The organism is Actinomadura sp. WMMA1423, assembly GCF_006547145.1.
Classification (GTDB): domain Bacteria; phylum Actinomycetota; class Actinomycetes; order Streptosporangiales; family Streptosporangiaceae; genus Spirillospora.
This window is the reverse complement of the sequence record NZ_CP041244.1, coordinates 1,113,532-1,126,780: the sequence shown is the minus strand read 5'-3', so window position 1 is coordinate 1,126,780 and position 13,249 is coordinate 1,113,532. Positions and strand designations below refer to the sequence as shown.

Here is a 13,249-nt window from a genome sequence, read left to right as displayed (position 1 = left end):
TCAGTGGCGCGTCCAGTCGGGCTGGAGGAAGTCGGCGACCCTGACCGGCCGCCCGAGCAGCACCACCTCGCGGAACTGCCACAGCATCGCGCCGGTCGGGGCGTGGACGCGCCACTGCGGGCCGAGCCACATCTGCAGCAGGTGCCCGCCGTCCGGCTGCGGGACCCACAGCGGGGTGTCGTCGGAGGCGAGCCTGCGCATGCTGGTGTGGTGGACCGAGTGGACCTCGTCCGGGCTCGGCGCGAGCGGCCCCGGGTCCTCCAGCACCACCACGACCGGCGTGATCGCGAAGCCGGAGGCCGCGGGGAAGTCGTCGAGCCGGCCGAGGACGTCGGCCGGCCCCGCGGTCAGGCCGATCTCCTCGCGCAGCTCGCGCAGGGCCGCCTGCTCGACGGTCTCGCCGTCCTCCAGGCGGCCGCCCGGCAGCGCCCACTGGCCCGCGTTGCGCCCCCGGAAGGCGCGCTTGATGACGATCACCGACGGGGCGCCCTCGTGCTCGACGGCGCACAGCACCACCCCGGCACGGCGCAGGCCCGGCGATTCCGGGACGGTCGTGTGCTCGAACGACCCGAGCCGTTCGGCGGCGAGCGCCCGGAACGCGGCGAGGTCGTCGAACGGGTCGGGGGAGGGGACGCTCATGCGTCGATACTGCCAGGCCCCGGTTCCGCCTCCCGGCCCGCCTCCCGCGCGTAACGTCCGGGCGAGGTGCCCACGGCCGCGGTGAAGTCGCGGGTGAAATGCGCCTGGTCGGCGTAGCCCAGCTCGGCCGCCAGCTCCGCCCAGTCGACCCCCGAACCGGCAGCGGCCCGCTCCGCCGCCTCCTGCATGCGGAACCTCCGGATCACCCACTTGGGGCCGACGCCCACGTACTCGTGGAACAGCCGTTGCAGGCCGCGCGGGCTCAGCCCGACCTCCCGGGCCAGCTCGTCCACCCGCACCAGGCCCGGCCAGGCCGCGATCCGCTCGACGATCGCCGCGGCCCTCTCGGCGGACGCGTCGGCCTCGGGGCCCCGGCCGGTCAGGAACTCCGCGAGCCGCCCGACCGCCTCGTCCGCGTCGGCGGTCGCGAAGACCTCCTCGGCGAGCGTCAGGCCCTCCTCGCCGAAGACCTCGTCCACTCCCGCGAACCGGCCCGTCAGAGTGGACACCGGCGCGTCCGTGAACGGCCTGAACCCGCCCGGCCGGAAGGCGGCACCCACCGCGCGCCCCTCGCCGTGCAGTTCCTCGACGAAGTCGTCACGCACCACGCCCGCGATCCGGGCCCGCGTCGTCCCGGCACTCAGGTAGCTGGTGAACGTCATGTGGACGGAGGGGCGCGTGAGGACCCGCTGGCGGTGCGGTGGCCGCCCTCGCAGGTCCCAGCGCAGCACCCAGAAGTCGGCGACGAAGGGCGCGAGCGCTGCGGGCGGTTCGCGCCGCTCGATCGAGAAGCGCTCCAGCCCCGTCCGGGCATGCAGGATGCCCCGCGTTCCGCCGGGTAGGGATCGTTCCACCGGCTCAGGCTAGACGGTGTCGCGTTTCTTCAAGACCCGCGCCGCGGGCCCGTTCTAGCGTGCACTCGTGTTCGAACGGATGAGCGAGGAAGAGATCATGGATATCCGGAACGGGATGATGCCCGCCGCGCAGGCCGCGGCGCGGATCGTCCTCGAGATCCCGGCGGGGGAGCTGGACGCGCCCACCCCCTGCCCGGACTGGGACGTGCGTGCCCTGCTCAACCACCTGATCCTCTGGAACGCGAGGGGCGAGACGGCGGCCCGCAGGCTGCCGCCCGCCGGTCCGGGGGAGGACCACGACTTCACCGCCGAGCCCGGCTGGGCCGAGCGCTTCGCGGAGCAGGCGCGCCGGACCGCCGAGGCCTGGCAGGACCCGGCCGCCTGGGAGGGCAACACCAGCTTGACCGGCAGCAAGGAGGGAATGCCCGCCGGGTTCATCGCCGGGATCGTGTTCGGCGAGTGCGTCCTGCACGGCTGGGACCTCGCCGTCGCGACCGGCCGCGAACCGTCCTTCCCGCCTGCGGTGATGGAGGCCGCCTGGGAGCAGCTCGCCGCCACGGCCGAGATCAGCCGCAAGTACGGCGCGCTCGGCCCCGAGGTCCCCGTCCCGGAGGACGCGCCGCTGCTCGACCGCGTCGTCGGGCTGTCCGGCCGCGACCCGCACTGGAAGCCCTGAAAAGCGGTCCGCGCGCGGGTCCCGGCACGAGCGGGGCCCCGCGCGCTCTACGCTGGTAGGCATGTCTTCGACCTCTTCGATCCGCGTACGTTTCGCCCCGTCTCCGACCGGCATGTTCCATGTCGGCGGCGCCCGCTCGGCGCTGTTCAACTGGGTGATGGCCGCGCAGTCGGGCGGCACGCTCGTGCTCCGGATCGAGGACACCGACGCCTCCCGCAACAGCCCCGAATGGACCGAGGGCATCATCCGCGCCCTGGCATGGCTCGGGATGGACGGCGGGCAGTACGAGGGCCCCTACTTCCAGTCCGCCAACGCCGACAGGCACGCCGGGGCCGTCCACACGCTGAAGGACGCCGGCCGCGCCTACTACTGCGACTGCTCCCGCGAGGCCGTGGTCGCCCGGACCGGCGACCAGCACAAGGGCTACGACGGCTTCTGCCGCGACCGCGGCCTGGAGGCCGGCCCCGGCCGCGCCCTGCGCTTCCGCACCCCGGACGAGGGCCAGACCACCGTCGTCGACCTGCTGCGCGGCAAGCCCGTCTTCGAGAACGCCGTCCTCGAGGACTTCGTCATCGCCCGCGCCGACGGGTCCGTCACGTTCCTGCTGGCCAACGCGGTCGACGACATCAGCCAGGGCATCACCCACGTGGTGCGCGGCGAGGAGCACCTGTCCAACGCGCCCAAGCAGCAGCTGCTGTGGGAGGCGCTCGGCGAGGAGCCGCCGGTCTGGGCGCACGTGCCCGTCATCGTGAACGAGAAGCGGCAGAAGCTGTCCAAGCGCCGCGACAAGGTCGCCCTGGAGGACTACCGCGCCGAGGGCTACCTCGCCGAGGCCATGCGCAACTACCTGATGCTCCTCGGCTGGGCGCCGTCCGACGACCGCGAGATCGTCCCGTGGAACGCGATCGTCGAGGAGTTCCGCATCGAGGACGTCAACACCTCGCCCGCGTTCTTCGACGTCAAGAAGCTCCGCGCGATCAACGGCGAGTACATCCGGGCGCTGCCGCCGGAGAAGTTCATCGCCGAGTGCCTGCCGTTCCTGCAGGAGGCGCCCTTCGACGTCGACGTCGCGGTGTTCGCCGAGCTGGCGCCCCTCGCGCAGACCCGCGTCGCGCTGCTGTCGGAGATCGTCCAGATGATCGACTTTGCCTTCCTGGACGAGCCGCCGTCCGACGAGCAGTCCTGGAGCAAGGCGATGAAGGAGCCCGCCGCCGCGATCCTCGCCGCCGCCGAGGCCGCCTACCAGGACGCGCCGTGGAACGCCGCCGAGCTGAAGGACCGGCTGGAGCGGGTCGGCGCCGAGCACGGGCTCAAGCTCGGCAAGACCCAGGCCCCCGTACGCGTCGCCGTCACCGGCCGCACCGTGGGGCTGCCGCTGTTCGAGTCGCTGGAGATCCTCGGCCGCGAGCGCACCCTCGCCCGCATCGCCGCGGCCCGCGCCAGGCTGGAGGCCGGCGCGTAGCCCCGCCGGCTCCGCCTAGCGGAACGTGAGCGCCCCGGGATAGTGGCCGGACGCGCAGACGAAGCGCATCCGGCCCGGCCCCGGGGTGCCGAGGTCGACCCGGGTCTCGCCGGTCACGGGGAGGATCACGTCCTTGCCCAGGCTCGGGACGGTGAACGCCCGCGTGTGGCCCCGCGTCTCCCTCGTCCTCAGCACGAGGACCGTGCGCACCCCGGCGCGGGCGGTGACCAGCGCGGGCCGGTAGCCGCGGTCCAGGGCCCACACGGTCACGATCTGGGTTCCGGACGCGTCCGTCCGGACGAACCGCGCCGAGTCCGCCGCCGAGTCCGCCGCCGAGGCCGTCCCGCCGCCGTCCGGGAGCCACCCGCCGAGGCGCAGCCCCGACACCAGCGTCCAGCCCGCCGCGGCGAGCAGACCGACCGCCAGCAGCGCCGTGAGCCGTCCCCGCAGCGCCTGCAGCGAGCGCCCGACCGTCACGCCGATGAGCCCGAACAGCGGCGCCGTCCCGATCACGAACCCGGACATGACGGCCGCTCCGCCCGTCGCCGAACCCGACGTCACGGCGACCAGTTCGGCCGACAGGGTCAGCCCGCACGGCAGCAGCACGGTCGCCGCCCCGAGCACGGCGGGGCGCCTGGCACGCGTCGCGGGGCGGCGCCTTGGCTCCTGGCAGTGCTCTGACGCCCGGCCGCGTCGCAGGAGGCGCCGCGCGGGCCGGAAGCCCAGGAGATCGAGGGCGAACACGGCGAGGACCCCCGCCGCCGCCGCGAGCAGGACACCGCGCACCTGCGGAGCCGGCTGGACCGCGGCCCCCGCCAGCCCGAGCACGGCCCCCAGCAGCGCGTGCGAGACCAGCTTCGCCGCGAGGAACGCCGCGACCGGCCGGACGGCCTCCCGCCCCCCGCTGACGGCTCCCGTGAGCAGCCCGAGCTGCACGGCGGCGCAGGTGGTGCCGCCCGCGAGCAGACCCGTTCCGGCACCGGCGACGAAGAGTGCGGCGACGCCCACGCGGACCACCTCCGCCGGGAGAGCATCCCCGCGCCCGGGCGCCGCGAAGCGTCACCGACCGGATACGCCCGGCTGTCCCGCGGTGCCGGAAGCGGTCACTCCGCGAGGCCCGCCGCGGGGTCCTGTCCGTCGAGAGCCTCGCGGAGCGAGACGATCCTGCGGCTGAGCTCCTCGTACTCGTCGCGCAACGTGGACGGGACGTGCTTGCCCAGCACCTCCGCCTGCTCCTCCACCGAGGCCAGGCGCTCACCCACGGACCCGTCGGCGGACGCCTCCCCCGGCGCCTCCGCGGGCCGCGCCTTCAGCAGGGCGGTCTGGTCCCTCAGCAGGGCCGCCTGCTCGCGCAGGAGCGCCGTCTGGTCGCGGAGCTGCTTGTTCTTGTTGTGCAGCTCCACGAACACCGAGACCTTGGCCCGCAGCACCCACGGGTCGAACGGCTTGGAGATGAAGTCGACCGCGCCCGCCGCGTAGCCGCGGAAGGCGTAGTCCGGGTCGCTGTTCACCGCAGTGAGGAAGATGATCGGCAGGTCGCGCGTCTTCTTGCGGCGCTTGATGTCGCGGGCCGTCTCGAACCCGTCCATGCCCGGCATGACGACGTCGAGCAGGATGACCGCGTACTCCTCGGTGAGCAGCGCCTTCAGCGCGTCCTCACCGGACCGCGCCCGGACCAGATCCTGATCGAGCGAGCTGAGGATGGCCTCCAGCGCGATCAGGTTCTCCTCGCGGTCGTCCACGAGCAGGATCTTGGCCTTGTCGTCCACGCGCGTCTCTCTCCGATCCCGGTCCCCGCCAGCGCCGCGCCTCCGCGGCGACCCTACTGCCCGGCTCCTCTCCTCAGCGGACGATGGAGGGCTGCAGCCAGTTCCTCATGACATCAAGGAGATGGTCCACGTCCACGGGCTTCGGCACATAGTCCGACGCGCCCGAGGCGAGACTCTTCTCCCGGTCCTCCTTCATCACCTTGGCCGTGATGACGATGATCGGCAACTCGGCGAACTGCGGCATCTCCCTGATCGCGGCCGTGGTGGCGTAACCGTCCAGGCCGGGCATCATGATGTCCATCAGGACGACCGCCACGTCCGGGTTGCGGTGCAGAACGTCGATCCCGGCCTGCCCGTCCTCGGCGTAGAGGACCTCCATGCCGTAGCCCTCCAGGACGCTGGTGAGCGCGAACACGTTCCGCACGTCGTCGTCGACGATCAGGACCTTGCGGCCCGACAGGACCGTGTCGAGGAAGTCGGTGGGGGGCTCCTGCAGCAGCCCGTTCACCGCCTGGTCGGACTTGCCGGAGCGCTTCACGCCGGGCGAGCGCCGCCCGGCCGGCAGCGCGTCCTCCCCGGCGGCTGCCCCCCCGTTGCCGTGCGGGGCGCCGGCGGGCAGTCCGGGCGCGGCGTCCGCCCCCCCGACCGCCTCGTCCGGGAGCGTCGCGCGGCGCCGGTCGTCGCGGTCGCTGTACTGGGCGGGCAGGTAGAGCGTGAACACGCTGCCGCGGCCGGGCTGGCTCTCGGCGTGGATCTCCCCGCCCAGCAGCCGCGCGATGTTCCGGCTGATCGACAGGCCGAGCCCGGTGCCGCCGTAGCGGCGGCTCGTGGTCCCGTCGGCCTGCTGGAACGGCTCGAAGATCTCCTGCAGCTTGTCGGCGCTGACCCCGATCCCGGTGTCGATCACCCGGAACGCGATCACGTCGGGGGTGTTCCACAGCGCGGGCAGCGTGAAGTCGATGTCGCCGGCCCGCTCGATCAGCAGCCGCACCTCGCCCTCGGCGGTGAACTTCACCGCGTTCGACAGCAGGTTCCGCAGGACCTGCTGCAGCCGCTGCTCGTCGGTGTTCAGGGCGGCCGGGACGTCGGGCGTGACCTCCACCCCGAACTGGAGGCCCTTGTCGACCGAGAGGGGCCGGAACGTGGCGTCCACGTAGTCGACGAGCGCCGACACCGACAGCCTCTGCGGGTGGGCCTCCATCTTCCCGGCCTCGACCTTGGCCAGGTCGAGGATGTCGTTGATCAGCTCCAGGAGGTCGGTGCCCGAATCGTGGATCGTCCGGGCGAACTCCACCTGCTTGTCGGTGAGGTTGCCGTCCTGGTTCTCCGACAGCAGCTTGGCCAGCACCAGCAGGCTGTTCAGCGGCGTGCGCAGCTCGTGCGACATGTTCGCCAGGAACTCCGACTTGTACCGCGAGGAGATCGCCAGCTGCTCGGCGCGCTCCTCCAGGGTCCGCCTGGCCTGCTCGATCTGGAAGTTCTGGATCTCGATCGCGCGGTTCTGCTGGGCCAGCAGCGCCGCCTTCTCCTCCAGCTCGGTGTTGGAGTGCCGCAGCTCGCCCTGCTGGCGCTGCAGCTCGTCGGAGCGCTCCTGGAGCTCCTGCGCGAGCCGCTGCGACTCGCCGAGCAGCGCCTCGGTGCGGGTGTTGGCGCGGATCGCGTTGAGCGTGACCCCGATCGTCTCGATCAGCTGGCTGAAGAACGCCAGGTGGACGTCGGTGAACCGGCCGAACGAGGCCAGCTCGATCGCGCCGAGCACCTCGTCCTCGAACACGATCGGCAGCACGATGATGTTGACCGGGGACGCCTCGCCGAGCCCCGACCCGATCTTGACGTAGTCGGCGGGGGCGTCGGCGATCAGCAGCGGCCGGCGCTCCTGCGCCGCCTGCCCGACGAGGCCCTCGCCCAGCCCGAACCGGACGGCGCCGCCGCGGTGCCGCCGCGTCCCGTATCCGGCGATCAGCACGAGCTCGGCCTCCTCGCCCGAGCTCTCGGCCAGGTAGAACGCGCCGTACTGGGCGCTCGCGGTCGGCGTCAGCTCACGCATGATCAGGTCGGCGACCTGCTGGAGGTCGCGGTGGCCCTGCATGAGCCCGCCGATCCGGGCCAGGTTGGTCTTGAGCCAGTCCTGCTCCTCGTTGGCGCGGGTCGTCTCGCGCAGCGTCGCGACCATCAGGTTGACGTTGTCGCTCAGCTCGGCGACCTCGCCGCGCGCCTCCACCGTGATCGTGCGGGTCAGGTCGCCGGTGGCGACCGCGCTCGCGACCTCACCGATCGCGCGGACCTGGGTGGTCAGGTTGCCGGCCAGCTCGTTGACGCTCTCGGTGAGCCGCTTCCAGGTGCCCGAGACGCCCTCGACCTCGGCCTGGCCGCCGAGGCGGCCCTCGATGCCGACCTCCCGCGCCACGCGGGTGACCTCGGAGGCGAACGACGACAGCGTGTCCACCATGGTGTTCAGCGTCGTCTTCAGTTCGAGGATCTCGCCCTGGGCGTCCACGTCGATGCGCCGGGTCAGGTCGCCGTGCGCGACCGCGGTCGCGACCTGGGCGATGTTGCGGACCTGATAGGTCAGGTTGGACGCCATGCCGTTGACGTTGTCGGTCAGGTCCTTCCACATGCCGCCCGCGCCCGGCACCCGGGCCTGGCCGCCGAGGCGGCCCTCGGTGCCCACCTCGCGGGCGACCCGGCTGACCTCGTCGGCGAACGCCGACAGCGTGTCGACCATCGTGTTGAGGGTGGTCTTCAGCTGGAGGATCTCGCCCTGCGCGTCGACCTCGATCTTGCGGGTCAGGTCGCCCTGCGCCACCGCCGTGGTGACCTGCGCGATCCCGCGCACCTGGTTGGTGAGGTTGTTCGCCATCGAGTTGACGTTGTCGGTCAGGTCGAGCCAGACCCCGCCCGCGCCGGGCACGATCGCCTGGCCCCCGAGCCGCCCCTCCGTGCCGACCTCCCGCGCGACGCGCGTCACCTCCGACGCGAACGCCGACAGGGTGTCGACCATCGCGTTCACGGTGTCCTTGAGCTCCAGGATCTCGCCCTGCGCGTCGACCGTGATCTTCTTGCCGAGGTCGCCCTCGGCGACGGCGGTGGTGACCTGGGCGATGTTGCGGACCTGGTAGGTCAGGTTGGACGCCATGCCGTTGACGTTGTTGGTCAGGTCCTTCCACACGCCGCTCACGCCGGGCACCCGGGCCTGGCCGCCGAGGCGGCCCTCGGTGCCGACCTCGCGGGCGACGCGGGTGACCTCGTCGGCGAATGCCGAGAGGGTGTCGACCATCGTGTTCACGGTGTTCTTGAGCTGGAGGATCTCGCCCTGCGCGTCGACCGTGATCTTCTTGCCGAGGTCGCCCTCGGCGACGGCGGTGGTGACCTGGGCGATGTTGCGGACCTGGTAGGTCAGGTTGTTCGCCATCGCGTTGACGTTGTCGGTCAGGTTCTTCCAGACGCCGCTGACGCCCGGCACGTTCGCCTGGCCGCCCAGCTGCCCCTCCGTGCCGACCTCGCGGGCGACGCGGGTGACCTCGCCGGCGAACGCCGACAGCTGGTCGACCATCGTGTTCACGGTGAGCTTCAGCTCCTGCAGCTCACCGGTCGCCTCGACCGTGACCTTGCGGGTCAGGTCGCCCCGGGCCACCGCCGTGGTGACCTCGGCGATGTCGCGGACCTGGGAGGTCAGCCGGGAGGCCATGACGTTCACCGACGCGGTCACGTCCCGCCAGCGGCCGGTCATGCCGCGCGCCGGCGCCTGCCCGCCGAGCCGGCCCTCGGTGCCGACCTCGCGGGCGAACTGGGTGACCTCCCAGGTGAACTGGTCGAGCAGCTCGACCATGCCGTTGACCGACTTGGCCATGCGCAGCAGCTCCCCGCGCATGGGCCTGCCGCGCACCCGCAGCTCCACCCGCTGGCTCAGGTCGCCGGCGGCGACCGCCTCCACCACCTGGCTCATCCCGGTGGCGAGGTCGGTGAGCTTGTCGATGATCGCGTTGGAGTCCTCCACCGCGCCGGCCCACGTGCCCCGCAGCGTCCCCGGCGTCAGGCGCCCCCGCAGCTGCCCCTCCCGGCCGATCTCCCTCCGGACGCGGCTCAGTCCCGAGGCCAGCTCCATGCCGTTCTCCCGGATCTCCTCCAGGATGGCCGCGGCCTCCGCCACGGCGCCCTCGCCAGGCACGTCCAGCTCCGACTTCGCCTTGCCGTCCCGCACGGCGACCAGCGCCTTCAGGAGCGGTTCGAGGTCCGCGTCGCTGTAACGCGGGGTGGTGTCGCGGTACCCGCCTCCGGGGCGGGCACGTGACGCGGTACGCGGCATGCTCTTCATCCTCCTGGCCCGCGATTCATCGGTTATCCGGATACCACGGACTCCTGCCTGCTCTGGGCCTCAACGGCCGCACCTGTACTCTACGTCGCCGTGCGGCGGCGGGCCTTGCTCCGCGTGCTTCCGGCGGCGGGCGGGACCGGCCGCCGGTCCGCCCTAGTAGCCTTCGTGTTACGGTCTGTCGTGTTGTGGCGGGGGGTCGTGAAGGCCCAGGCCGGGACCCATTCCCCGGGCGGGTTCGCGGCTCCCGGTGCCGGGCGGCCGACCAGTCTGCCACGATAGCCAGGCCCGGGTGGAGAAGCTTCGAACGAGGGACGACAGTTGGATCGGCAGACGGCGACGGCCACCTTCCCGTCCGCCGCGGCGGCGGTTGCGGACGCGCGCCGGTTCGTCCGCAAGGTCCTGGCCGACTGGGGCATGGACGAGGTCGCCGACGACGCCGTCCTCGCCACGAGCGAGCTCGCCACCAACGCGATCGCCTACGCGGGCACGTCTTTCGAGGTCTCCTGCCGCCTCGCGGGGCGCGACGTCGAGATCGAGGTCCGCGACCGCCACCCCACCCGCGGCATCGAGATGCCGGGCGTCACCGCCTCCAGCGGGCGCGGGCTCCCGTCGATCGCGCGCCTCGCCGCATCCTGGGGCGTCTCCTACGACCGGCGCACCAAGGGCGTCTGGTTCCGGCTGGCCCCGCCGGGCGCCGCCGAGGCCGCGCCGGCGCCCGAGGCCGCGGGCGCCGCGGGCCCGGAGGCCGCCTTCACCGCCGACATCGCCGGGAACGGCTACGCGCAGGGCGAGCTCGCCGTCGGCGAGCGCGGCGCCCGCGACCGCGGCGCGGCCGAGCCGGCGCGGGACGCGGCCGGCCCCGCCGGGCAGGTCCGGGAGGGCGGGCTCGCCGGCGGCGCGAGCGAGGTCCCCGTCGCGGGCGACCGGCTCCTGCGCTCCCCGGCGGCCGTGGAGGCCATGGAGGACGGCGTCGCCACCGTCCGGGAGGTCCTCGGCGCCGACGGCGCCGCCGTCCTGCTGACCGAGCGCGACGGGCGGCTGATCATCGGCGCCGCGGCCGGGACGGCCGCGGAGATGCCGCTCGGCGAGCTGTCGGTCGCCTCCCTCACCCCCGCCGCGCGCGCCGGCTCCGCCTGGGTGGCCGCGGACGCCTCCGATCCGACCGCGGCGGCGCTGCGGGCCGCCTCGCTGGCCGCCGCCCCGCTCGAGTCACAGGGCCGCCTCACGGGCCTCATCGTGGCCGTCTCGTCCCTGTCCGGCCGCTTCGCCGAGTCCGACGGCGCCCGGCTCGGCCGCCTCGCCGACGAGATGTCGCTCTCCCTGGAGAAGGCCAGGGTGGGCGAGTTGGAACGCTCCTGGCGCGGCTGGCTCAGCTTCGTCGCCGAGGCCAGCGACCTGCTCGCCGGCACCCTCGACCAGGAGCGCACGATGGCGCTGGTCGCCCAGCTCGTCGTGCCGCGCCTGGCCACCTGGTGCGCCGTCTACACCGTCACCGAGGCCGAACCCGACCGGCTCGCCTACGTGTGGCACGCCGACGAGGACCGCGCCGACGGCCTCCGCGAGCTGCTCGACCACGCGGGCGCGGTGCCGCCCACCGACGTCTCCGGGCCCTGGAACGGGCTCGCCACCGCGCCCGAGGAGGTCCGGGCCGCCGTGGGCGACGCCGCCACGGACCAGGTCTACGCCTTCCCGCTGATCGCCCGCGGCAGGCGCATCGGCACGATCGTGATCGGCCGCCCGTCCGGCGACCGCTTCCCGCGCAGCGCGATCGAGCTGGCCGAGGAGCTGAGCCGCCGCGCCGCCCTCGCCGTCGACAACGCGCGGCTGTTCTCCGCGCAGACCGCCATGAGCAGCGCGCTCCAGCGCAGCCTGCTGCCGCCCGGGATCCCGGAGATCCCCGGCCTGGAGGTGGCGGTGGTCTACGAGCCGGCGGGCGAGGGCAGCGAGGTAGGCGGCGACTTCTACGACGTCTTCGAGAGCGGCCGGCGGCCCGGCGACCCGGCACCCGCGTCCCGCTGGCGGTTCGCCATCGGCGACGTGTGCGGCACCGGCCCCGAGGCCGCCGCCGTCACCGGCCTCGCCCGGCACGCGCTGCGCATCCTCGCCGCCGAGGACATGACCGTCCCGGCCGTCCTGACCCGGCTCAACCGGCTCATCCTCGGCGAGGGCGAGCGCGGACGGCTGCTCACCCTGCTGCACGGCGAGATCACGGCCCGGCGGCGCCGTGACGGCGTGACGATCAAGCTGACGAGCGCGGGGCACCCGCCCCCGCTGGTGCTCGACCCGGAGGGCGGCGTGCGCGAGGCCGCCTCGCCCCAGCCACTGCTGGGCGTCTTCGACGGCGTGGAGTTCCACACCGACACCGTCGACCTGCGCCGCGGAGAGGTCCTGCTCTGCGTGACCGACGGGGTCACCGAGCGGCGCTCCGGCGGCCGGCTCCTCGGTGACGGGCACGGCCTGGAGCGGTTGCTCGCCGACTGCACCGGGCTGAGCGCCGGAGCCGTGGCCGCCCGCATCCAGCGCGCGGTACGCGACTTCGGACCGGAGCCGTCGAACGACGACGTTGCCCTCATCGTTCTGCGGGCGTCATGATGGAGACCAACAATCGGTAAGGTGGGGTGGCGTGGGGCTTGCCTTGCACACGACACGACAGGACGGCCGTGCGACGATCGCCGCGCGCGGCTCGATAGACCTGCACTCCTCCGACGAGCTGCGCGCTCGGCTGACCGAGCTCGTGGACGCGGGCGAGCGGTCGGTCGTCGTCGACCTCGCGGCGGTCGACTTCTGTGACTCCTCCGGCCTGAACGTCCTCGTCCGCGCGTACAAGCACGCGCGCGCGCAGAACGCCACGCTCACCGTCACCGGAGCCTACGGCCGCGTCGAGAACGTACTGCGCACCACCGGGCTCGACCGCTTCCTCATCGAGGGCCCGGCGGAGGAGGCTCCGGCCGATGGGCGGTGAAGGGAAACGATGAAGAACGGCGAGCGGGCGGAGTGACCGACCCGATGACCGAGACCACCCTGCGCGCGGCGCCCCAGACCGAGGCGGTCGAGTACGCGAGGCGCCTCGCGGCGCGGACGATGCGCACCTGGGCACTGATGGACCGCGAGGAGCTCGTCACGGCGATCGTGGCCGAGCTCGTCGCCAACGCCGTCCGGCACGCCGGGACGGCGCTGGAACTGCGGCTGCTGCGCGGCAGCGAGAGGGTCCGCGTCGAGGTCCGCGACCGCGCCGCCCAGCTGCCCCGGCTCACCGTCCCCGGCCCCCTGGACGAGTCGCACCGCGGCCTGTTCATCGTCGACCGCTTCGCCAACTCCTGGGGAGCCGACCCGGTGACCGGCGGAAAGGTCGTCTGGGCCGAGGTCGACATCTAGGTCGTGTTAATTCAGTCCCGGCCACTTCGCTCGCCTGGCGGGTGTGTTTACTCAGGCCCGGCCCACTTCGCTCGCCTGGCGGGTGTGTTTACTACAGTCCCGGCCCACTTCGCTCGCCTGGCGGCTCGCTGCGTGACCGTGCCTGGGCGAACGCGGCAT

The 13,249-nt window shown here is 73.2% G+C and carries 10 protein-coding genes; 5 read left to right on the top strand and 5 right to left on the bottom strand.

Going from position 1 to position 13,249, the window contains the following annotated elements; genetic code table 11:
• Both FKD65_RS05555 and FKD65_RS05550 read right to left on the bottom strand, forming a co-directional pair.
• On the bottom strand, window positions 1-639 hold the full coding sequence (locus FKD65_RS05555; RefSeq protein ID WP_141576457.1) for a CoA pyrophosphatase: 639 nt from the start codon (window positions 637-639) through the stop codon (window positions 1-3).
• Entirely contained in the window at window positions 636-1,493 is an 858-nt protein-coding gene (locus tag FKD65_RS05550) for an AraC family transcriptional regulator (RefSeq protein WP_205718553.1), read from the bottom strand. Before FKD65_RS05550 ends, FKD65_RS05555 begins: the two co-directional genes overlap by 4 nt.
• A gap of 97 nt (window positions 1,494-1,590) precedes the next feature.
• Between FKD65_RS05550 and FKD65_RS05545 the strand changes: the two genes are divergently transcribed.
• Window positions 1,591-2,169: a TIGR03086 family metal-binding protein gene (locus FKD65_RS05545; RefSeq protein ID WP_141576456.1), complete on the top strand. Its 579-nt coding sequence runs from the start codon at window positions 1,591-1,593 to the stop codon at window positions 2,167-2,169.
• 61 nt (window positions 2,170-2,230) lie between these two features.
• The gene (gltX, locus tag FKD65_RS05540) at window positions 2,231-3,631 is read left to right on the top strand and encodes a glutamate--tRNA ligase (protein WP_141576455.1); all 1,401 of its coding nucleotides are present in this window, start codon (window positions 2,231-2,233) and stop codon (window positions 3,629-3,631) included.
• Between the two features lie 15 nt (window positions 3,632-3,646).
• Here gltX and FKD65_RS05535 read toward each other — a convergent pair whose 3' ends face one another.
• The 3 genes from FKD65_RS05535 to FKD65_RS05525 form a co-directional block, all read right to left on the bottom strand.
• A complete protein-coding gene (locus FKD65_RS05535) occupies window positions 3,647-4,639 on the bottom strand; it encodes a sulfite exporter TauE/SafE family protein (protein WP_141576454.1) in 993 nt (330 codons plus the stop codon).
• Window positions 4,640-4,734: 95 nt separating this feature from the next.
• The gene (locus FKD65_RS05530) at window positions 4,735-5,400 is read right to left on the bottom strand and encodes a two-component system response regulator (protein ID WP_141576453.1); all 666 of its coding nucleotides are present in this window, start codon (window positions 5,398-5,400) and stop codon (window positions 4,735-4,737) included.
• Between the two features lie 73 nt (window positions 5,401-5,473).
• Window positions 5,474-9,706: a HAMP domain-containing protein gene (locus FKD65_RS05525; protein WP_240809979.1), complete on the bottom strand. Its 4,233-nt coding sequence runs from the start codon at window positions 9,704-9,706 to the stop codon at window positions 5,474-5,476.
• A 327-nt stretch (window positions 9,707-10,033) separates the two neighbouring features.
• Here FKD65_RS05525 and FKD65_RS05520 point away from each other — a divergent pair, with 327 nt between their 5' ends.
• Genes FKD65_RS05520 through FKD65_RS05510 form a run of 3 tightly spaced genes read left to right on the top strand, consistent with a single transcriptional unit; the run spans window position 10,034 to window position 13,090 of the window.
• Entirely contained in the window at window positions 10,034-12,307 is a 2,274-nt protein-coding gene (locus FKD65_RS05520; RefSeq protein ID WP_141576451.1) for a SpoIIE family protein phosphatase, read from the top strand.
• 43 nt (window positions 12,308-12,350) lie between these two features.
• Window positions 12,351-12,677, top strand: a complete 327-nt coding sequence (locus FKD65_RS05515; RefSeq protein ID WP_240809978.1) for an STAS domain-containing protein — start codon at window positions 12,351-12,353, stop codon at window positions 12,675-12,677.
• 44 nt (window positions 12,678-12,721) lie between these two features.
• Window positions 12,722-13,090 (top strand): ATP-binding protein, encoded by a 369-nt coding sequence (locus FKD65_RS05510; protein WP_240809977.1) that lies wholly within the window; start codon window positions 12,722-12,724, stop codon window positions 13,088-13,090.
• Window positions 13,091-13,249 lie beyond the last annotated feature (159 nt).

Excerpts from the sequence above, each read along its gene's own strand:
- FKD65_RS05525 (WP_240809979.1), bottom strand. The coding sequence starts at position 9,706 with ATGCCGCGTACCGCGTCACGTGCCCGCCCCGGAGGCGGGTACCGCGAC.
- gltX (WP_141576455.1), top strand. The coding sequence starts at position 2,231 with ATGTCTTCGACCTCTTCGATCCGCGTACGTTTCGCCCCGTCTCCGACC.
- FKD65_RS05510 (WP_240809977.1), top strand. The coding sequence starts at position 12,722 with ATGACCGAGACCACCCTGCGCGCGGCGCCCCAGACCGAGGCGGTCGAG.
- FKD65_RS05545 (WP_141576456.1), top strand. The coding sequence starts at position 1,591 with ATGGATATCCGGAACGGGATGATGCCCGCCGCGCAGGCCGCGGCGCGG.
- FKD65_RS05555 (WP_141576457.1), bottom strand. The coding sequence starts at position 639 with ATGAGCGTCCCCTCCCCCGACCCGTTCGACGACCTCGCCGCGTTCCGG.